At 57.8% G+C, this 21,223-nt stretch carries 16 protein-coding genes, 1 tRNA gene and 1 pseudogene; 3 read left to right on the top strand and 15 right to left on the bottom strand.

Going from position 1 to position 21,223, the window contains the following annotated elements; all coding sequences use genetic code 11:
- The 4 genes and pseudogenes from ACSHXH_RS18345 to rpsL all read right to left on the bottom strand — a co-directional run.
- Nucleotides 1–77 (bottom strand): annotated as a pseudogene (locus ACSHXH_RS18345) (GTP-binding protein); the annotation flags it as partial.
- Between the two features lie 90 nt (nucleotides 78–167).
- Nucleotides 168–2,288, bottom strand: coding sequence for an elongation factor G (gene fusA, locus ACSHXH_RS18340; RefSeq protein ID WP_435673251.1), 2,121 nt, complete (start codon nucleotides 2,286–2,288; stop codon nucleotides 168–170).
- A 14-nt stretch (nucleotides 2,289–2,302) separates the two neighbouring features.
- The gene (rpsG, locus tag ACSHXH_RS18335; RefSeq protein ID WP_435673250.1) at nucleotides 2,303–2,773 is read right to left on the bottom strand and encodes a 30S ribosomal protein S7; all 471 of its coding nucleotides are present in this window, start codon (nucleotides 2,771–2,773) and stop codon (nucleotides 2,303–2,305) included.
- 12 nt (nucleotides 2,774–2,785) lie between these two features.
- Nucleotides 2,786–3,157, bottom strand: a complete 372-nt coding sequence (gene rpsL, locus ACSHXH_RS18330; protein WP_054000841.1) for a 30S ribosomal protein S12 — start codon at nucleotides 3,155–3,157, stop codon at nucleotides 2,786–2,788.
- Between the two features lie 371 nt (nucleotides 3,158–3,528).
- On the opposite strand from rpsL, the gene ACSHXH_RS18325 reads away from it, so the two are divergent.
- The gene (locus tag ACSHXH_RS18325; RefSeq protein ID WP_435673249.1) at nucleotides 3,529–4,368 is read left to right on the top strand and encodes a putative rhamnosyl transferase; all 840 of its coding nucleotides are present in this window, start codon (nucleotides 3,529–3,531) and stop codon (nucleotides 4,366–4,368) included.
- On the opposite strand, the gene ACSHXH_RS18320 is transcribed toward ACSHXH_RS18325, so the two are convergent.
- Complete coding sequence (locus tag ACSHXH_RS18320; protein WP_435673248.1) at nucleotides 4,301–5,206, bottom strand: DMT family transporter; 906 nt, start codon at nucleotides 5,204–5,206, stop codon at nucleotides 4,301–4,303. The genes ACSHXH_RS18325 and ACSHXH_RS18320 overlap by 68 nt on opposite strands.
- Nucleotides 5,207–5,359: 153 nt before the next feature.
- On the opposite strand from ACSHXH_RS18320, the gene ACSHXH_RS18315 reads away from it, so the two are divergent.
- Nucleotides 5,360–6,736: an MATE family efflux transporter gene (locus ACSHXH_RS18315; protein WP_435673247.1), complete on the top strand. Its 1,377-nt coding sequence runs from the start codon at nucleotides 5,360–5,362 to the stop codon at nucleotides 6,734–6,736.
- 136 nt (nucleotides 6,737–6,872) lie between these two features.
- On the opposite strand, the gene rpoC is transcribed toward ACSHXH_RS18315, so the two are convergent.
- The 9 genes from rpoC to secE form a co-directional block, all read right to left on the bottom strand.
- The gene (gene rpoC / locus ACSHXH_RS18310; RefSeq protein ID WP_435673246.1) at nucleotides 6,873–11,120 is read right to left on the bottom strand and encodes a DNA-directed RNA polymerase subunit beta'; all 4,248 of its coding nucleotides are present in this window, start codon (nucleotides 11,118–11,120) and stop codon (nucleotides 6,873–6,875) included.
- Nucleotides 11,121–11,213: 93 nt separating this feature from the next.
- Nucleotides 11,214–15,350 carry a DNA-directed RNA polymerase subunit beta gene (gene rpoB, locus ACSHXH_RS18305; protein ID WP_435673245.1) on the bottom strand — a complete coding sequence of 1,379 codons (4,137 nt, stop codon included), beginning with the start codon at nucleotides 15,348–15,350 and terminating at the stop codon, nucleotides 11,214–11,216.
- Between the two features lie 249 nt (nucleotides 15,351–15,599).
- A complete protein-coding gene (gene rplL / locus ACSHXH_RS18300) occupies nucleotides 15,600–15,980 on the bottom strand; it encodes a 50S ribosomal protein L7/L12 (RefSeq protein WP_435673244.1) in 381 nt (126 codons plus the stop codon).
- Between the two features lie 69 nt (nucleotides 15,981–16,049).
- Nucleotides 16,050–16,562, bottom strand: a complete 513-nt coding sequence (gene rplJ, locus ACSHXH_RS18295; RefSeq protein ID WP_435673243.1) for a 50S ribosomal protein L10 — start codon at nucleotides 16,560–16,562, stop codon at nucleotides 16,050–16,052.
- Between the two features lie 361 nt (nucleotides 16,563–16,923).
- Nucleotides 16,924–17,388, bottom strand: a complete 465-nt coding sequence (locus tag ACSHXH_RS18290; protein WP_435673242.1) for a hypothetical protein — start codon at nucleotides 17,386–17,388, stop codon at nucleotides 16,924–16,926.
- A 162-nt stretch (nucleotides 17,389–17,550) separates the two neighbouring features.
- Nucleotides 17,551–18,249, bottom strand: coding sequence for a 50S ribosomal protein L1 (rplA, locus tag ACSHXH_RS18285; RefSeq protein ID WP_435673241.1), 699 nt, complete (start codon nucleotides 18,247–18,249; stop codon nucleotides 17,551–17,553).
- 1 nt (nucleotide 18,250) lies between these two features.
- Complete coding sequence (rplK, locus tag ACSHXH_RS18280; RefSeq protein ID WP_435673240.1) at nucleotides 18,251–18,700, bottom strand: 50S ribosomal protein L11; 450 nt, start codon at nucleotides 18,698–18,700, stop codon at nucleotides 18,251–18,253.
- Nucleotides 18,701–18,878: 178 nt separating this feature from the next.
- Nucleotides 18,879–19,409 (bottom strand): transcription termination/antitermination protein NusG, encoded by a 531-nt coding sequence (gene nusG / locus ACSHXH_RS18275; protein ID WP_435673239.1) that lies wholly within the window; start codon nucleotides 19,407–19,409, stop codon nucleotides 18,879–18,881.
- A 178-nt stretch (nucleotides 19,410–19,587) separates the two neighbouring features.
- On the bottom strand, nucleotides 19,588–19,785 hold the full coding sequence (secE, locus tag ACSHXH_RS18270) for a preprotein translocase subunit SecE (protein ID WP_435673238.1): 198 nt from the start codon (nucleotides 19,783–19,785) through the stop codon (nucleotides 19,588–19,590).
- Nucleotides 19,786–20,100: 315 nt separating this feature from the next.
- Here secE and ACSHXH_RS18265 point away from each other — a divergent pair, with 315 nt between their 5' ends.
- The gene (locus ACSHXH_RS18265) at nucleotides 20,101–20,688 is read left to right on the top strand and encodes a hypothetical protein (RefSeq protein ID WP_435673237.1); all 588 of its coding nucleotides are present in this window, start codon (nucleotides 20,101–20,103) and stop codon (nucleotides 20,686–20,688) included.
- A 106-nt stretch (nucleotides 20,689–20,794) separates the two neighbouring features.
- Here ACSHXH_RS18265 and ACSHXH_RS18260 read toward each other — a convergent pair.
- A tRNA-Trp gene (locus tag ACSHXH_RS18260) sits at nucleotides 20,795–20,870 on the bottom strand.
- Between the last annotated feature and the right edge of the window lie 353 nt (nucleotides 20,871–21,223).

Below are 21,223 nucleotides of genomic sequence, written 5' to 3'. Positions count from 1 at the left end.
GTCTTGCCGTGGTCAACGTGACCAATCGTGCCAATGTTGCAGTGCGGCTTACCGCGCTCAAACTTTTCCTTGCCCATTGCAAAGCTCCTTTTTCTTTTCTCACGGTGCGTGCTTGGGCACACACCCTACAGGGTTGGTAGGGTGCGTGGTTTCCCACGCACCGCGGGTTATGCGTATTTCGACTGAATCTCGTCCGAGATGTTCTGCGGAACCGGATCGTAGTGATCGAACTGCATCGTGAACTGCGCGCGGCCCGAAGACATGGAGCGCAGCGTGTTGATGTAGCCGAACATGTTGGCAAGCGGCACCATGGCAGCAATCGCAACGGCGTTGCCGCGCGGTTCCTGACCGGTCACCTGACCACGACGCGATGTCAGGTCGCCGATGATGCCACCGGTATAGTCTTCCGGCGTCACAACTTCGACCTTCATGATCGGTTCCAAAAGCTTGGCTCCGGCCTTTTTCATGCCTTCGCGCATGCCCATACGAGCCGCGATTTCAAAGGCCAGAACGCTGGAGTCCACATCGTGGAACTTACCGTCGATCAAAGCGACCTTGAAGTCGATCACAGGAAAGCCCGCCAGCGGACCGGAGTCCATGACCGACTTGATGCCCTTTTCGACGCCCGGAATGTATTCCTTAGGCACCGCACCACCAACAATTTTGGATTCGAAGGAATAGCCTTCGCCCGGAACCGTCGGTGAGATGATCAGCTTCACTTCGGCGAACTGACCCGAACCACCCGATTGTTTCTTGTGGGTGTAGGTGTGCTCGACCTCGTGACCAATGGTCTCGCGGTAGGCCACCTGCGGTGCACCGATATTGGCCTCGACCTTGAATTCACGCTTGAGACGATCCACGAGGATGTCGAGGTGAAGTTCGCCCATGCCCTTCATGATGGTCTGACCAGATTCAATGTCAGTTTCCACACGGAAGGACGGATCTTCGGCCGCCAGACGCGCGAGGCCCTGGGACATCTTTTCCTGGTCGCCCTTGGTCTTCGGCTCAACTGCAATCTCGATCACCGGATCGGGGAACGTCATCGTTTCCAGAACCACCGGGTCTGCCTTGTCGCAAAGCGTATCACCGGTTGTGGTGTTCTTGAGGCCGCCCAACGCGATAATGTCACCCGCGAATGCTTCGGTGATTTCATCACGGTTGTTCGAGTGCATCATCATCATCCGGCCAACACGCTCACCATGACCTTTGGTCGAGTTGATCATGGAGTCGCCCTTGGACAGGGTACCCGAATAGATGCGTACGAAGGTCAGCGAACCAACAAACGGGTCGTTCATGATTTTGAACGCGAGGCCCGAGAACGCCATGTTGTCATCCGCGCGACGCGGGATGTTGCGTGTTTCGGTTTCATCACCCGGCTTGAAGCCCATGTAGTCAACAACGTCGAGCGGGCTCGGCAGATAGTCGATCACAGCATTAAGCAAGGGCTGAACGCCTTTGTTCTTGAACGCAGAACCGCCAAGAACCGGTACGAAGGACAGCGACAACGTGCCCTTGCGCAGCAAAGCGCGCAGGGTCGGCACGTCAGGCTCGGCGGCGTCCATCAGATACGCCTCCATCGCGTCGTCGTCCATTTCGACGGCGGCTTCGATCATCTTGGCGCGCCATTCGTTGGCCATGTCTTTGAGGCTGTCGCGGATAGGTGCCTTGATCCAGGACGCGCCCAGATCCTCACCTTGCCACAGCCACTCTTCCATGGTCACGAGATCAAGCAGACCTTCCAGCTCGGTTTCGGCACCGATCGGAATAGCAACCGGCACAGCTTTTGCACCGGTACGGTCTTCAATCATTGCAACACAGTTGAAGAAGTCAGCGCCGATCTTGTCCATCTTGTTGACAAACACCATGCGCGGAACCTTGTACCGGTCGGCCTGACGCCAAACGGTTTCAGTCTGCGGCTCAACACCAGCGTTGGCGTCAAGAACACAAACGGCTCCATCGAGAACCGCAAGCGAACGTTCGACTTCGATGGTGAAGTCCACGTGACCGGGGGTGTCGATGATGTTCAGGCGGTGCTTTTCGGAATCCGGCGACACGCCGTCCTCTGTACGCTCCCAGAACGTGGTGGTGGCAGCGGACGTGATCGTGATGCCACGCTCCTGTTCCTGCTCCATCCAGTCCATGGTTGCAGCGCCATCGTGCACTTCGCCAATGTTGTGCGACTTGCCAGTGTAGAACAGAATACGCTCGGAACAGGTTGTCTTGCCTGCATCGATATGCGCCATGATCCCGAAGTTACGGTAGCGCTCAAGGGGGTATTCACGTGCCATTTCGTTGGCTCCTGTTACCAGCGGTAGTGGCTGAACGCTTTGTTTGCGTCGGCCATCTTGTGAGTATCTTCACGCTTCTTCACGGCCGAACCACGAGAGTTGACGGCATCCAGAAGTTCAGCGGCAAGACGCTCTTCCATGGTGTTTTCGTTGCGGGCACGGCTGGCATTGATCAACCAGCGGATGGCCAGCGCTTCACGACGCTCCGGGCGAACTTCGACCGGCACCTGATAGGTTGCACCACCAACGCGGCGCGAGCGGACTTCGACCGACGGCTTGATATTGTCCAACGCCTCGTGGAAGATTTCCACTGGCGCGCGCTTTACCTTGCCTTCGACGCGTTCCAGCGCGCTGTAGACGATGCGTTCTGCGACCGACTTTTTGCCGTCGATCATCAGGTTGTTCATGAATTTAGTCAGAACCCGGTCGCCATACTTGGCATCGGGCAGGACTTCGCGTTTTTCTGCGGCGTGACGACGAGACATCTGTAATTCCTCTTACTTCGGACGCTTCGCGCCATATTTCGAACGGCGCTGTTTCCGGTCCTTGACGCCCTGGGTATCCAGAACACCACGCAGGATGTGATAGCGCACACCGGGAAGGTCTTTTACACGACCACCACGGATCAGGACCACGGAGTGCTCCTGAAGGTTGTGGCTCTCACCCGGAATGTAGCTGATGACTTCATAACCGTTGGTCAGACGCACCTTGGCCACTTTCCGCATCGCCGAGTTCGGCTTTTTCGGAGTGGTTGTGTAGACGCGTGTGCAAACGCCTCGTTTTTGCGGGCACTGCTCAAGGTGCTGCGACTTCGAGCGTTTGATTTTCGGCTGCCGCGGCTTGCGGATCAGCTGTTGGATCGTTGGCATTCCGGTTCTTTCCCCGTGTAGCTCACATATGTGGTGCACGAGGCAATCCCCGTGCGGTTTCCCATTCAAGCATCGCGCGTCCACGACACCGATTAAAGTCCCGCCTTTCCTTTCGGAACGACGCAAAAGACCGCATCCGCTTCCCCTATCGGAAGCGATGCGGTGGATTTCCAGAGGATCGAGGCATGCGCCCGGATCTTGACCGCTCCAGTTCTGCAAATCGACAAATTGGGCGCGGGCCCTGTCGAATTAAACGCGCGTATATGGAGAGTCGGAAAGCTTGTCAACAGCGCCCCAATGCTTGTGTGCAGGGCGTTGCCGAGGCAAGGTCACCCTACACGAACCGCCAGCGCGACACAGGGGCAATCGTCATGCAGACCATTCTTTTTTGCCGTTTTTCCTACCCTGCCGAAGGCGGTTTTCAAGTAGATCACAGCTCGGTCGAAGACCGCCGCTCCTCTCTCTATGCGCCCGACAGAATGGAAAGCCGGTTTGCCCTGTTCGAGCATTTCTGCCTGCCGGGGCTGATGGCGCAGACTGACCCTGATTTTGATCTGGTCGTGCTGGTGGGCACCTGCATCCCGGACCCGTATCTTGCACGGCTGCAAGCGCTGCTTGGCCCGATGCCACAGGCCCGCATCATCGCCCGTGACCCGGCCCCGCACCGTCAGGTGTGCCAGACCGTGCTTAACGCGGCACGCAAACACATCAACCAGCCCTGCATTCAAGTGCGCCATGATGACGACGATGCGTTGGCGGTGGATTTCGTCGCAAAGCTGCGCAAGGCAGTGTCGGATTGCGAAGGTCTGGTCTTGGGCAACCGACTGGTCGGGTTCGACTGGAACCGGGGCTATACCCTGTGCCCGTCCACAAGACACCCATTCGAGATGGCCGAGACAGTGACCCCCTATCTGGGCGTCGCGCAAGCGGTGACAGTTCAGGGCGGTGTCAAGCAAAGTCAGATGAACTTTGCCCACAGCCGCATCAACCGCTTTATGCCCACCGTAACTTTTACTGACCCACCGATGTTCCTGCGCGCACATCACGCGCACAACGATTCCCGTCAAAAACCCAAAGTGCCCAACCCAGATTTCCACGCACCGACGCTTGAGAATATCGACATGCTGCGCCGCAGGTTCGCGCTTACGGCTGACGCGGTACAACGGGCATTCGCGCCCGCCGCTTCAGCCGCGCCTCGCGCAAAAGACTGAACACCCCCGTCCCCACGATGATCGCCGCCCCAATCAGGGTGAGCGGTGCCGGCCATTCACCAAACACGAAAAAACCAAGGATCAGCGCCCAGACCAATCCAGTATAGCGGAAAGGTGCCACAAAGCTTACCTCACCCACGCGCATGACCATCACACTGCACAGGTAAGCGCAGATCACAAATGACGTCGCCATCAGCACCAGAACCGTCAGGCGCGGTGTCAGGGCCACCCACTCCTGCTCGATCGACCAGATACCCGCAAACAGCGTGACAATCACAGACGACACCACCGTCACTGTCAGCGACGGCACCACCTTGGACACACGCCGCGTGACCAGATCACGCACCGTAACCGCCGCCACCGCACATAGCGCATAGACCGACGCCGACGTGAACCCTTCGGTGCCCGGACGCACGATCAGCAGCATGCCCATGAACCCCACGATAATGGCGGACCACCGCCGCCATCCCACAGCCTCGCGGAACACAAGCGCACCGCCCAGCGTCACGGTCAGCGGCAACATCTGTAAAAGCGCGGTAACATTGGCCAGTGGCATCGCCAAAAGCGCGGTTAGAAAGAAGTACGCCGCGCTTGCCTCGGCAATCCCGCGCGCAAGGATCAACGCCCAATCCTGCGCGGGCAAGCGCAGCTGCAAGCCCCGGAAATACAGCGCCATTGCAACAAGCGCAGCCGAGGCAAGCACGCCCCGGATCACCAGCAATTGCGACAGCGGCAAATCCCCACCCGTCGCCTTGATCGACGCGTCCCCAAAGGTAAACGCCGCCATAGAGACGCACATCAAAAGCGCACCGCGCATGTTGTCGGAAAGCTGAACCATGCCTGTGCCATAGCAGCGCGCTGATCCACACGCCAAGCGAAAAGACCCACTGTGCAGTAGCGCACAGCAAAGACCTTTGCGGCACCGGGGATAGGGTGTAGGGCGAAATGGTGATTTCGCCGACCCAACCCCTTTGAAATGTCAGGAACCCAAGTGGCCCAACCTCTGAATGACGACCTGACCACCGGGACCATGCTCACGCATTTCAAGGCCCTCGCCATCCCTGCCGCCTTCGGCATGTTGTTCGCCACTCTGTATAATGTGGTCGACGTGTTCTACGCAGGCAAGCTTTCGACCGAGGCGCAGGCGGGTCTGGCCATTGGCTATCAGGCGTTCTTTATCCTCATGGCCATCGGCTTTGGCCTTGGGTCCGCGCTCAGCGCGCTGGTCAGCAACGCCAAGGGCGCAAAGAATGCAGCCCAGACACGGCGCATTGCAGCCCAAGGCCTGACCTACGGCGCGATTGTCACGCTCTGCCTGATGCTCATAGGGCTTTGGACAGGCCCCCGTCTGATCGCGCTGGTCTCTGAACCCGGCGGATACAGGGACGCGGCAAACGGCTATTTCCGATTCCTGATCCTTGCCCTGCCTGGCTTTCTTCTCGCCTATGGCGGCAATGGCATCCTGCAAGCCCATGGCGACAGTCGGTCCATGCAGCGCGCGCTCATGGCGGCGTTTTTTGTCAACATCGGCCTCAACCCTTTGCTGATGTGGGGCATTCCCGGCCTTTGGGACGGTATGGGCTTTAACGGCATCGCTTTGGCCACGGTGATCAGCCAAACGGGCGTCATGGTCTTTCTGATGACGCGCATCTTCGGACTCAACACGATGCAAAACGTCAAACAAAGCGAATTTGCCCCCGACCTCGGCGTGTTCAAAGAGATCACGGCACAGCTATTGCCGGCCAGCACGGCGCTGATGGTGATGTTCGTGTCGGGCTTTGTGGTGCAATTCGCCCTCAAGGAATTTGGCGAACATGCCATTGCCGCCTACGGTGTGGCGTTGCGGATCGAACAAATTCTGCTGCTTCCCGTGCTTGGCATGACAGGCGCATTGCTGCCCATCGCCGGGCAAAACTTTGGCGCCAAGGAATATGACCGGGTCCGTGAGGCGCTGTTCTTTTGTTGGAAAATCGGCTTTGTCATGTCCGCCATCGCCATGCCGATCCTGTGGTTCGGCGGCCAATACGCAATGCGCCCCTTCACGTCCGACCCCGATGTGATCGCGGTGGGGGCAAGCTATTTGCTGGTCGATGGGTTTCTGTTCCCGATCTACATGATGCTCTTTTCGATCAACTCTCTGCTGCAAGCGCTCAAACAGCCCATCTATACGCTCTGGATCAGCATCTACCGCCAAGGTTTTGGCGTGGCCTTCTTCATCTGGGTGTTTATCGCGGTGCTTGGCTTTGATGTCTGGGGTGTCTGGCTTGGTATCGCTGTGTCCGTCTCAAGCGGCTGGGTGATCGCGCTTTTGGTGGCTGCGCGCATATCCCAGCGCGAGATCGGCGGTCTGCGCCCCAATCCGGCATAAACAGCCAGGGTCTTTCCCACATTGGACACATGCTGTGAACCGCGCGCCTGCGCAGTTTCAAACATACAGCCCTCCACAAACAAAAACCCCCGCGACTGGCGCGGGGGTTTTTTTATCGTTTGGTAAAAAGCTGCGCTTATTCGCGGCTTTCCGGTGTGTCCACGATGATGTTGTCGAACTCGTCTCCACCGATCACATCGTCCATAGGCGCGGGTGCTGCCAATGCAGCGGCGGCCTCGGCCTCTTCGCGGCGCGCTTCGATCACGACATTGTCGCGGTCCTGCGCCACGCGACGCATCTTCTGGGTTGCCCCACCGGTGCCCGCCGGGATCAGACGACCCACGATGACGTTCTCTTTCAGACCAACAAGCTTGTCGACCTTGCCCTGAACCGACGCTTCGGTCAGCACACGCGTGGTTTCCTGGAACGACGCTGCCGAGATAAACGACCGGGTCTGCAAGGACGCCTTGGTGATGCCCAGCAGGATCGGTTCGCCCTGTGCACGGCGGCCATTCTTCTTCTCGGCCTTTTCATTGGCGAGATCGAATTCGGCCTTGTCCACATGTTCGCCCTTGAGCAGCGTGGTATCGCCACTGTCGAGGATTTCCCACTTCTGCAACATCTGACGCACGATGACTTCAACGTGTTTGTCGTTAATCTTCACACCTTGCAGGCGGTAGACGTCCTGAACTTCGTCGATCATGTAGTTCGCCAACGCTTCGACACCCATGATGGACAGGATGTCATGCGGCGCCGGGTTACCGTCCATGATGTAGTCACCCTTCTGGATGAAGTCGCCTTCAACCACCGGGATGTGCTTGCCCTTGGGCACCATGTACTCGACCGGTTCCATGCTGTCGTCCGCAGGTTCGATCGTGATCCGACGCTTGTTCTTGTAGTCCTTGCCAAAGCGGACATAGCCGTCGATTTCCGCGATGATGGCGTTGTCCTTGGGGCGACGTGCCTCAAAGAGTTCAGCCACGCGCGGCAAACCACCGGTGATGTCCTTGGTCTTGGCGCCTTCACGCGGAATACGTGCAACCACGTCCCCGGCTCTGACATCCTGACCGTCTTCGACCGACAGAACCGCATCCACGGACATCGGATAGGTGATCGGATTGCCCGCATCGTTGCGCAGCGGCTCTCCGTCTTCACCCATCAGAATGATCTCGGGTTTCAGCTCATTGCCCTTCGGCGCTGTACGCCAGTCAACCACGATCTTCTGGGTCATACCCGTCGCATCGTCGGTTTCGTCACGCACGGCGATACCAGCCACGAGGTCCACATGCTTGGCGATACCATCCTTCTCGGCGATGATCGGCAGGGTGTAGGGATCCCATTCGAACAGCTTGTCGCCGCGCTTGACCATGTCGCCCGCCTTGACGAACACCTTGGTGCCGTAGCCCAGCTTGTGGCTGGCCCGTTCGACACCATGTTCGTCCATGATACGGAGCTTCATGTTGCGGCCCATAACCAGCGTGTCGTCCACCGAGTTTTCCAGCGTGGAGGCGTTGTCAAATTCGACTTTGCCTTCCTGGCTTGCTTCCTGGAACGACTGCTGACCACCTTGCGCAACACCGCCGATGTGGAATGTCCGCATCGTCAGCTGTGTGCCCGGTTCCCCGATGGATTGCGCCGCGATGATGCCCACCGCTTCACCGGTGTTGACCATCGTACCCCGAGCAAGGTCACGCCCGTAACACATGGCGCAGACGCCTTCTTCGGCTTCACATGTCAGCGGCGACCGGATGCGCATCGTGGCAACGCCCGCCTCTTCGATGGTGTCGGCCATACGTTCGTCGATCAGCTGACCTGCGCGCAGGATCACCTCTTCGGTGCCCGGCTTGAGGATATCATCCGCCGTAACGCGGCCAAGGATACGCTCTGCCAAAGACGCCACGACTTCACCGTCATTGACCGCCGCTTGCGCGGTGATCGCCCGGTCCGTGCCGCAATCATGCATACGCACGATGCAGTCCTGCGCCACGTCCACAAGACGACGAGTCAGGTAACCTGAGTTCGCAGTCTTCAAGGCCGTGTCCGACAGACCCTTACGGGCACCGTGTGTCGAGTTGAAATACTCAAGAACGGTCAAGCCTTCCTTAAAGTTCGAGATGATCGGCGTCTCGATGATGTCGCCATTCGGCTTCGCCATCAGGCCGCGCATCCCGCCCAGCTGTTTCATCTGCGTGACCGAGCCACGGGCACCGGAGTGCGCCATCATATAGACCGAGTTCGGTTCCATGGTGGCGCCGTTTTCGTCGTACTTTTCAGCCGAGATGGTGGACATCATGGCCTCGGTGACCTTGTCGTTACACTTCGACCAGGCATCGACCACCTTGTTGTACTTTTCGCCCTGAGTGATCAGGCCGTCCATGTACTGCTGTTCGAAATCCTTAACCTGATCGCGGGTTTCTTCAACGAGCGGCCATTTGGTATCCGGGATCACCATGTCGTCCTTGCCGAACGAAATGCCCGCCTTGAACGCTTCTTTAAAGCCCATGGTCATGATCTGATCACAGAAGATAACGGACTCTTTCTGACCGCAATACCGGTAGACCGTATCAATGACCTTCTGCACGTCTTTCTTGCGCAGCAGCGTGTTGACAAGATCAAACGGCGCTTTGGCGTTGAGCGGCAAAAGCGCACCAAGACGGACGCGACCGGGTGTGGTCTCATAGCGCTTGATGATCTCGTTGCCTTCGTCGTCGATCTGCTTGACCCGGCATTCGATATTGGTGTGCAGGTGCACTTCGCCGGCGTTGAGCGCGTGTTCGACCTCTTCGATGGAGGCGAACTTCATGCCCTCACCTTTCATGCCATTGCGCGCAATCGACACGTAATACAGACCAAGGATCATATCCTGCGAGGGAACAATGATCGGTGCGCCGTTTGCGGGCGACAGAACGTTGTTGGTCGACATCATCAGGACACGGGCTTCCAACTGTGCCTCAAGCGAAAGAGGTACGTGCACGGCCATCTGGTCGCCGTCAAAGTCGGCGTTGAAGGCCGAACAGACCAGCGGGTGAAGCTGGATCGCCTTGCCTTCGATCAGAACCGGTTCAAACGCCTGAATCCCAAGACGGTGCAGCGTCGGCGCACGGTTCAGAAGAACCGGGTGTTCACGGATCACTTCGTCCAGGATATCCCAAACCTCGGGACGTTCCTTTTCGACCAGCTTCTTGGCCTGCTTGACGGTGGAAGACAGACCTTTCGCTTCTAGACGCGAATAGATGAACGGCTTGAACAGTTCGAGCGCCATCTTCTTGGGCAAGCCGCACTGGTGCAGCTTGAGTTCTGGCCCGGTCACGATAACCGAACGACCCGAGAAGTCGACGCGCTTGCCCAAAAGGTTCTGACGGAAACGACCCTGCTTGCCCTTGAGCATGTCCGAGAGCGATTTCAGCGGACGCTTGTTGGCACCCGTGATGACCCGACCACGACGGCCGTTGTCGAACAGCGCATCCACCGATTCCTGCAACATCCGCTTTTCGTTGCGGACGATGATATCCGGCGCGCGCAATTCGATCAGGCGCTTGAGGCGGTTGTTCCGGTTGATCACCCGGCGATACAGGTCGTTGAGGTCGGACGTCGCAAAGCGGCCCCCGTCCAGCGGCACCAGCGGGCGCAGTTCCGGTGGGATGACCGGGATAACCGTCATCACCATCCATTCCGGGCGGTTGCCGGATTCCAGGAAGGATTCAACCACCTTGAGGCGCTTGATGATCTTCTTGGGTTTCAGCTCGCCCGTTGCTTCCTTGAGGTCCGCACGCAGGGTATCGGCCTCGGATTCAAGGTCGATATTGGCCAGCATTTCGCGGATCGCTTCGGCACCGATATTGGCGGTGAACGCGTCCATACCATAGGCATCCTGCGCGTCCATGAACTCTTCTTCGGTCATCAACTGGCCGTAGGTCAGGTCGGTCAGACCCGGCTCGATCACGACGTAGTTTTCAAAGTAGAGGATACGCTCCAGATCGCGCAGCGTCATGTCCAGCATCAGGCCGATGCGCGACGGCAGCGACTTCAAAAACCAGATATGGGCGCAGGGCGCGGCCAGTTCGATATGGCCCATGCGTTCGCGGCGCACCTTTTGCAGCGTGACTTCCACACCACATTTTTCGCAGACAACGCCGCGATACTTCATGCGCTTGTACTTGCCGCACAGGCATTCGTAATCCTTGATCGGGCCAAAGATACGCGCGCAGAACAGGCCGTCACGCTCGGGCTTGAACGTGCGGTAGTTGATGGTTTCGGGCTTCTTGATCTCACCGAAGGACCACGACAAAATCCGCTCGGGCGATGCGAGCGAAACTTTGATCTCGTCGAACACCTTTGGCGGTGTGACGGGGTTGAACGGGTTGTTGGTCAGTTCCTGGTTCATTTTCAAATCCTTGAAAGGGAAGTTTCGGAGTTGGCCGGACAGATGCCCGGCCTACAGAGTTTGCGTAGGGTGGGCTTCAGCCCACCATTCGGCTCACTCATCCTCCTCCGCATCCAGGAGTTCCATATTCAGGCCGAGGCCGCGCACTTCCTTGACGAGAACGTTAAAGCTCTCGGGAATGCCTGCCTCAAAGTTGTCCTCGCCCTTGACGATCGACTCGTAGACCTTGGTCCGGCCAGCCACATCGTCCGACTTTACGGTCAACATTTCCTGCAAGGTGTAGGCGGCACCGTACGCTTCGAGCGCCCAGACCTCCATTTCACCAAAGCGCTGGCCACCGAACTGCGCCTTACCGCCCAGCGGCTGCTGGGTGACGAGCGAGTACGGACCTGTCGAACGCGCGTGGATTTTGTCGTCCACAAGGTGGTGCAGCTTGAGCAGGTACTTCACACCCACAGTCACCGACCGCGCGAACTGCTCACCGGAGCGGCCATCGAACAGGATCGACTGACCCGACGTGTCGAAACCAGCACGGATCAACGAGTCATTGACGTCCGCCTCTTTCGCGCCGTCAAAGACCGGCGTTGCAATCGGCACACCATTGGTCACGTTCCCCGCCGCTGTTACCAGTTGCGTCTCATCCATGTCCTTGATGCCTTCTTCGTAGACATCATCGCCGTAAGCAATCCGCATCGCTTCGCGCACAGGGGTCAGATCGCCGGAGCGACGGTAATCCTGCAAAGCTTCGTCGATCTTGATCCCCAGACCGCGCGCGGCCCAGCCCATATGGGTTTCCAGAATCTGACCAACGTTCATGCGCGACGGCACGCCCAGCGGGTTGAGACAGAAATCGACAGGAGTGCCATCCGCGAGGAACGGCATGTCCTCCATCGGCACGACTTTCGAGATCACACCCTTGTTGCCGTGACGACCGGCCATCTTGTCGCCCGGTTGCAGCTTGCGCTTCACCGCCACGAACACTTTGACCATCTTCATCACGCCCGGAGGCAGATCGTCGCCACGACGGACCTTTTCGACCTTGTCCTCGAAACGCGCATCCAAGGCACGCTTCTGCGCCTCGTACTGCTCGTTCAGGGCTTCGACGATCTTGGCATCATCTTCATCTTCCAGAGCAAGCTGCCACCACTGACCACGGGTCAGGCTGTCCAAAAGCTCTTCGGTGATCTGGCTGTTCGGCTTCACACCTTTGGGGCCTTTGACGGCCATCTTGCCAAAGATCATGTCCTTGAGACGCGCATAGATGTTGCGGTCAAGAATGGCCAATTCGTCGTCCCGGTCACGGGCCAGACGTTCGACTTCTTCCCGCTCGATCTGCAACGCACGTTCGTCTTTTTCGACGCCGTGACGGTTGAAGACGCGCACTTCGACGACCGTGCCAAAATCACCCGGCTTCACACGCAGCGAGGTGTCGCGCACGTCCGATGCTTTCTCACCAAAGATGGCACGGAGAAGTTTCTCTTCCGGCGTCATCGGGCTTTCGCCCTTTGGTGTGATCTTGCCGACCAGAATATCGCCCGGTTCCACATCCGCGCCGATATACACGATGCCCGCCTCGTCGAGGTTGCGCAGCGCTTCTTCGCCGACGTTCGGAATGTCGCGTGTGATCTCTTCCGGCCCAAGCTTCGTGTCACGCGCGGCGACTTCGAATTCTTCGATATGGATCGAGGTGAACACGTCATCCCGTGCAATCCGTTCGGAGATCAGGATCGAGTCTTCGTAGTTGTAGCCATTCCACGGCATGAACGCGACGACCACGTTCTTGCCAAGCGCCAGTTCCCCCAGATCGGTTGATGGGCCGTCCGCGATCACTTCGCCTTTGCCGACCGTGTCACCCACATTCACCAGCGGACGCTGGTTGATACAGGTGTTCTGGTTCGAACGCTGGAACTTGCGCAGACGGTAGATGTCCACACCCGCATCGCCCAGTTCAAGATCTTCGGTCGCCCGCACAACGATACGGGTAGCGTCCACCTGGTCGATCACGCCAGCGCGTTTCGCCATGATGGCCGCACCTGAATCGCGCGCAACCACGCCTTCGATCCCGGTGCCGACCAGCGGCGCCTCGGAGCGAAGGGTAGGAACCGCCTGACGTTGCATGTTCGATCCCATAAGGGCGCGGTTTGCGTCGTCGTTTTCAAGGAACGGGATAAGCGAGGCCGCAACCGAGACCAACTGCTTGGGTGATACGTCGATCAGGTCAACGCTTTCATTCGGCGCAAGCGTGTATTCACCCGACTGGCGGGTGTTCACAAACTCGTTCACGAAACGGCCTTCGGCGTCCAGCGTCGCGTTGGCCTGCGCCACGGTGTGACGCTGCTCTTCGGTGGCGGACATATACTGTACGTCATCGGTCACCCGACCGTTTTCAACACGGCGGTAGGGTGTTTCAATAAAGCCGTATTTGTTCACACGGGCAAACGTCGCCAGAGAGTTGATCAGACCGATGTTCGGGCCTTCCGGCGTTTCAATCGGGCACATACGACCGTAATGGGTCGCGTGCACGTCGCGCACTTCAAAGCCAGCACGTTCGCGGGTCAGACCGCCCGGTCCAAGCGCCGACAGACGACGCTTGTGCGTCACTTCCGAAAGCGGGTTGGTTTGGTCCATGAACTGCGACAGCTGCGAAGAGCCGAAGAATTCGCGCACAGCCGCCGCCGCAGGTTTCGCGTTGATCAGGTCTTGCGGCATGACGGTGTCGATCTCAACAGACGACATGCGTTCCTTGATCGCGCGTTCCATCCGCAGAAGGCCAACACGGTACTGGTTTTCCATCAATTCACCAACAGACCGCACGCGGCGGTTGCCAAGGTGGTCGATGTCGTCGATGTCGCCGCGCCCGTCGCGCAGTTCGACCAGCGCCTTGACGCAAGCCACGATATCTTCGCGGTCCAGCGTGCGTTGCGTGTCGGGCTTGTCCAGCGCCAGACGCATGTTCATCTTCACGCGGCCAACAGCCGACAGGTCATAACGCTCGCCATCAAAGAACAACGTCTCAAACAGCGCCGAGGCGGCCTCAACGGTGGGCGGCTCGCCTGGGCGCATGACGCGGTAGATGTCCATGAGCGCAGTTTCGCGGTTCATGTTCTTGTCCGCCGCCATGGTGTTGCGCATGTACGGGCCAACGGTGATGTTGTCGATGTCGAGAACGGGAATCTCGGTCACGCCGGCATCCACCAGCTCTTTCAACGTGCCACCTGTCACGGCACCGTCTTTGTCGACGGTCCATGTCAGCTCATCCCCGGCTTCGACGTAAATCGCGCCAGTGTCTTCGTTGATGATGTCCTTGGCCACAAACTTGCCAACAATCTGATCAAACGGAAGCAGCAGATCAGTGATCTTGCCCTCGTCGATGATCTTCTTGACAGCGCGCGGCGTAATTTTCTTGCTCGCTTCGGCGAACACTTCGCCGGTGGCAGCATCGACCAGATCAAAGGTCGGGCGGGTTCCGCGCACGCGCTCGGGGAAGAACTTGGTTTCCCAGCCTTCGCCTTTGCGCAGAGTGTAGGGGACCGTATTGTAATACGCGTCCATAATGTCTTCCTGGTCAAGACCAAGAGAATACAGAAGTGTTGTCACCGGCAATTTGCGGCGACGGTCGATGCGCGAGAACACAAGGTCTTTAGCATCAAATTCAAAATCGAGCCACGACCCGCGATACGGGATGATGCGGCAGGCAAACAGCAACTTGCCCGAGCTGTGTGTCTTTCCCTTGTCGTGATCAAAAAACACGCCCGGCGAGCGGTGCATCTGGGACACGATCACGCGTTCCGTGCCGTTCACGACAAACGTGCCGTTCGGCGTCATCAAAGGCATGTCGCCCATGAACACGTCTTGTTCCTTGATGTCCTTGACCGACTTCGCGCCTGTGTCTTCATCCATATCGAACACGATCAGACGCAGCTTCACCTTGAGAGGTGCGGCGTAGGTCATGTCGCGCTGCTGGCATTCCTCGACATCGTATTTCGGCTTTTCCAGCTCATAGCTGACAAATTCCAGCACGCTGGTTTCGTTGAAATCCTTGATCGGAAAAACCGACTGGAAAACGCCTTTGATGCCTTCGCCGTCAAGCGGAACAGGCTGGTCGCCGGATTTCAAGAAAAGATCGTAGGAGGATTTCTGAACCTCAATGAGGTTCGGCATCTCCAGAACTTCGCGGATTTTTCCGTAGTATTTACGAAGACGTTTCTGGCCAAGATAGCTTTGCGCCATGGTCGATATCACCTTTTCATTCTCAGCTGCGCGTCACGCCGTCGGGCCCCGGCGGTCTGCCCAATAGAGACAACAAAACCCGATCAATTCCCGGCATGCGTCCCACCGCACACCTCCCGATCCTTGGGTCCTGTCCAAGAAAAGCCCTTTTGCGTCAAAGGGCCTCTCTAAGACAGGCTTGGCCGGGCGTGGAAATTCCACACCCAGCCTGTGCTTTTCGGTTGATGCGCGCGTGCACGCACCAGTCGATTACTTGAGCTCGACTTCCGCGCCAGCTGCTTCCAGCTTGGCTTTGATGTCTTCGGCTTCGTCCTTGGAAACCTGCTCTTTGACAGCTTTGCCGCCTGCTTCGACCAGGTCCTTGGCTTCTTTGAGGCCCAGACCGGTGATGCCGCGAACTTCCTTGATCACGTTGATCTTGGATGCGCCTGCCGACTTCAGGATGACGTCGAATTCTGTCTGCTCTTCAGCAGCAGCGCCGGCGCCTGCGTCAGCCGGGCCCGCCATCATCACTGCGCCGCCAGCTGCGGGCTCGATGCCGTACTCGTCTTTGAGGATTGTTTTCAGTTCTTGTGCTTCAAGCAGCGTCAGACCAACGATCTCTTCTGCCAGTTTTTTCAGATCAGCCATTGTGACTTTCCTATCTAAATGTGTTCCAACGTCAGGGTTTGCAACCCTACGAGGTTTTCGTCAGTTGCCTTACGCCGCTTTCTCTTCGATGGTCGAGAGAATGGACGCAATGTTCGATGCTGGTGCGCCAATTGCGCCTGCGATGTTGGAAGCAGGTGCGCCGATCATTCCAGCGATGGTAGCAATAAGCTCCTCGCGCGACGGCATCTTCGACACGGCTTCAACACCGGCCCGGTCAAGTGCGTTCTCGCCCATGGCCCCGCCAAGGATTTCGAACTTCTTGTTCTCCTTGGCAAAGTCTTCAGACACTTTGGCGGCTGCCACAGGGTCTTCGGAATAGGTGAGAACCGTCATGCCCGTCAGATAGTTCGCAATGCTTGCGCAAGGCTTTCCATCAAGGGCAATCTTGGCCAAACGGTTCTTAGCGACACGTACGGAACTGCCAGCGGCGCGTGCGCGCCCCCGCAGATCCTGCATCTCGGCAACTGTGAGACCTTCGTAGTGGGCTACCACAACGACGCCAGAGCTTTCGAAGATTTGGCCGAGTTCTTCGACCACTTTCTCTTTTTGGGCTCTATCCACAGGTGTACTCCAGTTTGGGAGGCGGACCCCCCGGCTCAGTGGTACCGGATCGCTCCGGCGGCTTTGGTCCGCGGTCTGCGGTCCCAAACCCGCCTCGCACTCAACAGTCTGAGCCTTGGCATGTCGGTCTGTTCCCGCCTCGGGCAGGAATTATTGCAACCCATGTCACAACCCACCGTCTCGGACGTAATACAAAACACCGCGGGACGAATCGCGCGGCGCTCTGCATGGGTGGGAGTATTACGCGCAAAACGATTTGCCAAGCCCTGCGGCCTGCAAATCTGCATGGTTTCGCTTAAATCTACGAATGTGACGATATCACGGGCATCGTGGAACGCAAAACGCTTCTTTCTTCGGGCCTTCAGATATCGAAGATGCTTTCCATTTTGGAAAGGATCGCCACAAGGACCATTGTCCCGCAGATCACAAGGGCCAACCAAAACACGAACTGCATCACGATGGCGCCAATACCGAAACCAATTGCAAGCTTCGGAAGCGATGTCGGCTCGTGCCGAAACAGGCTGGCACCACCAAGCACAACTGCAATGGCCGCAAAAATCGGCGTGACGATCGACAATAGCTTCGTTGGATCGAACGGCGCAGGCTCTGATGCTGCGGCAGGTGCTTCAACTGTCTCACTGAATATGCCGTTTGCCGCAGCCCTGATATCACGCGCAATTTCACCAATGGATGTTCCAACGCTTTGCTGGGGTTCCGGCATGAACACACCCGAGGTCAACATCGCAGCGGCAAGCAATGCGCCCACACCAAAGAAAAACCCCAAAAGACCAAAGTTTGCGCGCGGCGCATCAGCAGTGAGTGACATAGCTAGGTTCCATATGGTGAACGTCTGTTTCACACTCTTCTGAAAATCAGCCCGAAATATGTCCGCTTTGGCGCGGCATGGTGTTCCGTTTCCTTCAAAAAATTTGCCAAAAAAAAACGGCGCCCCGAGGGACGCCGCTTTGTAAACTTGAAGCGCGAGGCCTTAGTGGCCAGCTGCGTCATCCACAGAGATCGACACGCCCGGACCCATGGTCGAAGACAGCGCGATCTTCTTCATATAGGTGCCCTTGGAGCCCGACGGCTTTGCCTTGGCAACCGCGTCAACAAACGCTTTCACGTTTTCGACCAGCTTGGCGTCGTCAAACGAGATCTTGCCAATCCCAGCGTGAACAACGCCGGCTTTTTCAGCCTTGAACTGAACCTGACCGCCCTTGGCGTCTTCGACAGCCTGCTTGACGTCCATCGTGACCGTGCCAACCTTGGGGTTCGGCATCAGGTTACGCGGGCCAAGCACTTTGCCCAGACGGCCGACGATCGGCATCATGTCGGGTGTAGCGATGCAGCGATCAAAGTCGATTTTACCGCTTTGGACGGCTTCCATCAGATCTTCTGCGCCAACGATATCCGCACCGGCGGCCGTTGCTTCATCCGCCTTGGGGCCACGGGCAAACACCGCAACCCGCACGGTTTTTCCGGTGCCGTTCGGCAATCCGACAACACCACGGACCATCTGGTCTGCGTGACGCGGATCGACGCCAAGGTTCATCGCGATTTCCAGCGTTTCGTCGAACTTGACGTTCGAATTCGCCTTGATCAGAGCAACCGCAGCTTCAACGGTCATATCCTCTTTTCCGACAAAGGCTTCGCGGGCGGAGCGGGTGCGTTTTCCAAGTTTCGCCATCTTACTTCACCTCGATGCCCATGGACTTCGCAGAGCCCAGGATAATCTGCATTGCACCTTCAATGTCATTCGCATTGAGGTCTTTCATCTTGGCTTCCGCGATCTCGCGCACCTGTGCTGCGGTCACGGTCGCCACGGTCTCACGACCGGGATTCTCGGCGCCACGCGGACGGTTCCGCTTGCCCACGGGCTTCAGCCCAGCGGCCTTCTTGAGGTAATAGGACGCAGGCGGCGTCTTGATTTCCATGGTGAAGGATTTGTCTTGGTAATAGACAATCTCTGTGGGGCATGGCGCGCCCTGCTCCATATCCTGCGTCTTGGCGTTGAACGCCTTGCAGAATTCCATGATGTTGATGCCGCGCTGGCCCAACGCCGGGCCCACGGGGGGGCTTGGGTTGGCTTGACCCGCGGGGATCTGCAACTTCATCTTGCCAACAAGTTTCTTGGCCATCTGGCCTCTCCTTTTCCAACGACCAAGGAACGCGTCCCAAGGTCACTCATGTTGTGTGGTCCGGTCTGCACATCGCGATGCGCGCGCCTCCCACTCTCTGGGTGGGACCACGCCCACCCCATGCCGGTCGCCCGACATATCTCAAACGGCGGGCAATCCTGCCCACCCGCGCTGGTCCCTATTGCTTGGTGACCTGCGTGTATTCCAACTCGACCGGGGTTTCCCGGCCAAAGATCACAACCGACACCTTGAGGCGCTGGTTGTCGTCGTCGACCTCTTCGATCATGCCATCGAAATCTTCGAACGGACCTTCGTTGACCTTGACCTTCTCGCCAATTTCGAAATGGATAAGCGTGCGCGGAGTTTCTTCGCCCTCAGCCACACGGCCCAGAATGGCCTGCACTTCGGCATCGCGCATCGGCATCGGGCGGCCCTGCGGCCCCAGAAACCCGGTCACACGATTGATCGAATTGATGAGGTGATAGCCCTCATCCGACATTTCCATCCGCACCAGCACGTAGCCCGGCATAAAGCGACGCTCTGCGGTCACCTTCTTGCCACGGCGGATTTCGATCACTTCTTCAGTCGGCACAAGAACTTCGTCGATCTGATCCTGAAGGCCTTTTTCTTCGACCGTCTGGAGGATCTGCTCTGCGATTTTCTTCTCGAAATTCGAGAGAACACTGACCGAATACCACCGCTTCGCCATCTGGTCGCAAACCTTTTTTCCGTGCGGCTGAGACGCCGTCTGATTTCTGCTGTCAGGCCTGTCGCCACGCCCGCTCCGGAATAAAAAAGCGGCGTGCAACTCGAATCGATGCACGCCTCATTCCGTCTCAGGCGGTCAACTATCGCCTTCGCCTGCGCTTTTCAAGGGCAGACAATGTTTAGCCAAACAGGTTGAGTATTCCCTGCAAACCGCTGCGGATCAAAATATCGACCAGCGCAAAGAACACTGCCGTCAACGCGGCCATGATGAACACCATCACCGTGGTCAGCAAAACCTCGCGGCGGGTCGGCCAGACGATCTTCGACACCTCAGCGCGAACCTGCTGAATGAACTGAAGCGGATTGGTCGTTGCCATGGGGTCGATCTCACTTTGCATATGTGCTCGTTCGCACTTAGCGAAGCCAGCACCCGAATTCAAGCAATGCACGATCAAATGCTTAAAATCAGATGCAGATCGCAGCTTTGGGCACACCGTAAGGAGATAGAGCGCGCGCGATCTCTTGGGCTGCACATCGGTTCCAGTGACGCCTTTCACAAATATGTGGCTATCTTTTCAAACGCTTGCAGGAACAATCCCGTCTCCAGCCTGTTTGTCCCCAAGAGCCGGCGGCGGGATACCCCGCCAACAGCACAAAGGTCTGGACCGGTTTTGGGAAGAAAGGATACCACAATGACACGCATACTGATTGCAACCGCACTTGCCACCACCCTTGGCACCGCAAGTTTCGCCGCCACCGACGCACAGATGCAGCAGGTGGATGGTTTTAACTCGGGCATCGACACATCCGGTTTCTCTGCGCGCGACTACACCATCGCATATGGGATCGTGACCTCTGGCATGTCTCACGGGGAAAAAACCGGACAGCTGCGCGCCCTTGCGGCAAACACCTCGATGAACATGGGCACGCTGATGATCAGCGCTGCCGAACTGTCGCGGATTCAGCAATATGCACCGGATGTCGATGTCAGCAGCCTCAGTCAAGCACAGGCAGAAACGGCTTTGGCCGTGACGTATAGCGGCGGGTCTGAAGGTACGATCAAACGGCAGGTTCAAAACATTCTGGGCGGCGCAGACATGGACGCGGCAACGCAGGCGTCGGTCACTGCCGGTCAGGCCAACATTCTGCGCGGCTACGTCGCTACGGCCGATTTGTCCGGGCTGACCCAGAACGATCTGAACATCGCCCTTAGCGTTGCCTATAGCGGTATGTCCCGCAGTGACAAAACCCAACAGATCGAAGCGCTCGTCAACAACTGACGCGCTGTCGTCACCACCAAGGGTCGCCTTCGGGCGGCCTTTTTGGCTCGGTCGTCAGTCTGCACACGCGCAGCGCGCGATGCATCTAACCGAACGTGAAAGGAAGTGGCAGGGGCACAGGGACTCGAACCCGGGACCTACGGTTTTGGAGACCGTCGCTCTACCAACTGAGCTATACCCCTATCGCCGGGATGACGGGTATTCCAAGCCATGGGCGAAATCAAGACCCAGAACACGCTCAACCTGACAAAATTGCCAGCCTCGTTTCTTTGGACGCCCCGAACGGCACACCGCACGCGACCGCGCGGTCTGTACGCCTCCACAACACGGTGCTTTCACGACGCGGAATCCGGCACCAACCATATCCATGCGATCCCGTCTCGCAGGGCACGACCGCCAAGAATCGCATGACGCGTTTTGGCTTGGGTTTCGGCGCCCCCCCAAAAAAACCTGACACGCCGTTCACAGAACCACGCCTCAGCGCTCTCAGGTCGGTGTACCCGTTGAAACAATGGGCTTTTTCCAGACCGTCACA

Origin of the sequence: Marivita sp. (assembly GCF_051251565.1) — a bacterium.
Taxonomy (GTDB): domain Bacteria; phylum Pseudomonadota; class Alphaproteobacteria; order Rhodobacterales; family Rhodobacteraceae; genus Marivita.
This window is presented reverse-complemented; position numbering and strand designations above follow the sequence as displayed.

Excerpts from the sequence above, each read along its gene's own strand:
- fusA (WP_435673251.1), bottom strand. The coding sequence starts at position 2,288 with ATGGCACGTGAATACCCCCTTGAGCGCTACCGTAACTTCGGGATCATG.
- rpsG (WP_435673250.1), bottom strand. The coding sequence starts at position 2,773 with ATGTCTCGTCGTCACGCCGCAGAAAAACGCGAAGTCCTGCCCGATGCC.
- rpsL (WP_054000841.1), bottom strand. The coding sequence starts at position 3,157 with ATGCCAACGATCCAACAGCTGATCCGCAAGCCGCGGCAGCCGAAAATC.
- ACSHXH_RS18325 (WP_435673249.1), top strand. The coding sequence starts at position 3,529 with ATGCAGACCATTCTTTTTTGCCGTTTTTCCTACCCTGCCGAAGGCGGT.
- ACSHXH_RS18320 (WP_435673248.1), bottom strand. The coding sequence starts at position 5,206 with ATGGTTCAGCTTTCCGACAACATGCGCGGTGCGCTTTTGATGTGCGTC.
- rpoC (WP_435673246.1), bottom strand. The coding sequence starts at position 11,120 with ATGAACCAGGAACTGACCAACAACCCGTTCAACCCCGTCACACCGCCA.
- rpoB (WP_435673245.1), bottom strand. The coding sequence starts at position 15,350 with ATGGCGCAAAGCTATCTTGGCCAGAAACGTCTTCGTAAATACTACGGA.
- rplL (WP_435673244.1), bottom strand. The coding sequence starts at position 15,980 with ATGGCTGATCTGAAAAAACTGGCAGAAGAGATCGTTGGTCTGACGCTG.
- ACSHXH_RS18290 (WP_435673242.1), bottom strand. The coding sequence starts at position 17,388 with ATGTCACTCACTGCTGATGCGCCGCGCGCAAACTTTGGTCTTTTGGGG.
- rplA (WP_435673241.1), bottom strand. The coding sequence starts at position 18,249 with ATGGCGAAACTTGGAAAACGCACCCGCTCCGCCCGCGAAGCCTTTGTC.
- rplK (WP_435673240.1), bottom strand. The coding sequence starts at position 18,700 with ATGGCCAAGAAACTTGTTGGCAAGATGAAGTTGCAGATCCCCGCGGGT.
- nusG (WP_435673239.1), bottom strand. The coding sequence starts at position 19,409 with ATGGCGAAGCGGTGGTATTCGGTCAGTGTTCTCTCGAATTTCGAGAAG.
- secE (WP_435673238.1), bottom strand. The coding sequence starts at position 19,785 with ATGGCAACGACCAATCCGCTTCAGTTCATTCAGCAGGTTCGCGCTGAG.
- ACSHXH_RS18265 (WP_435673237.1), top strand. The coding sequence starts at position 20,101 with ATGACACGCATACTGATTGCAACCGCACTTGCCACCACCCTTGGCACC.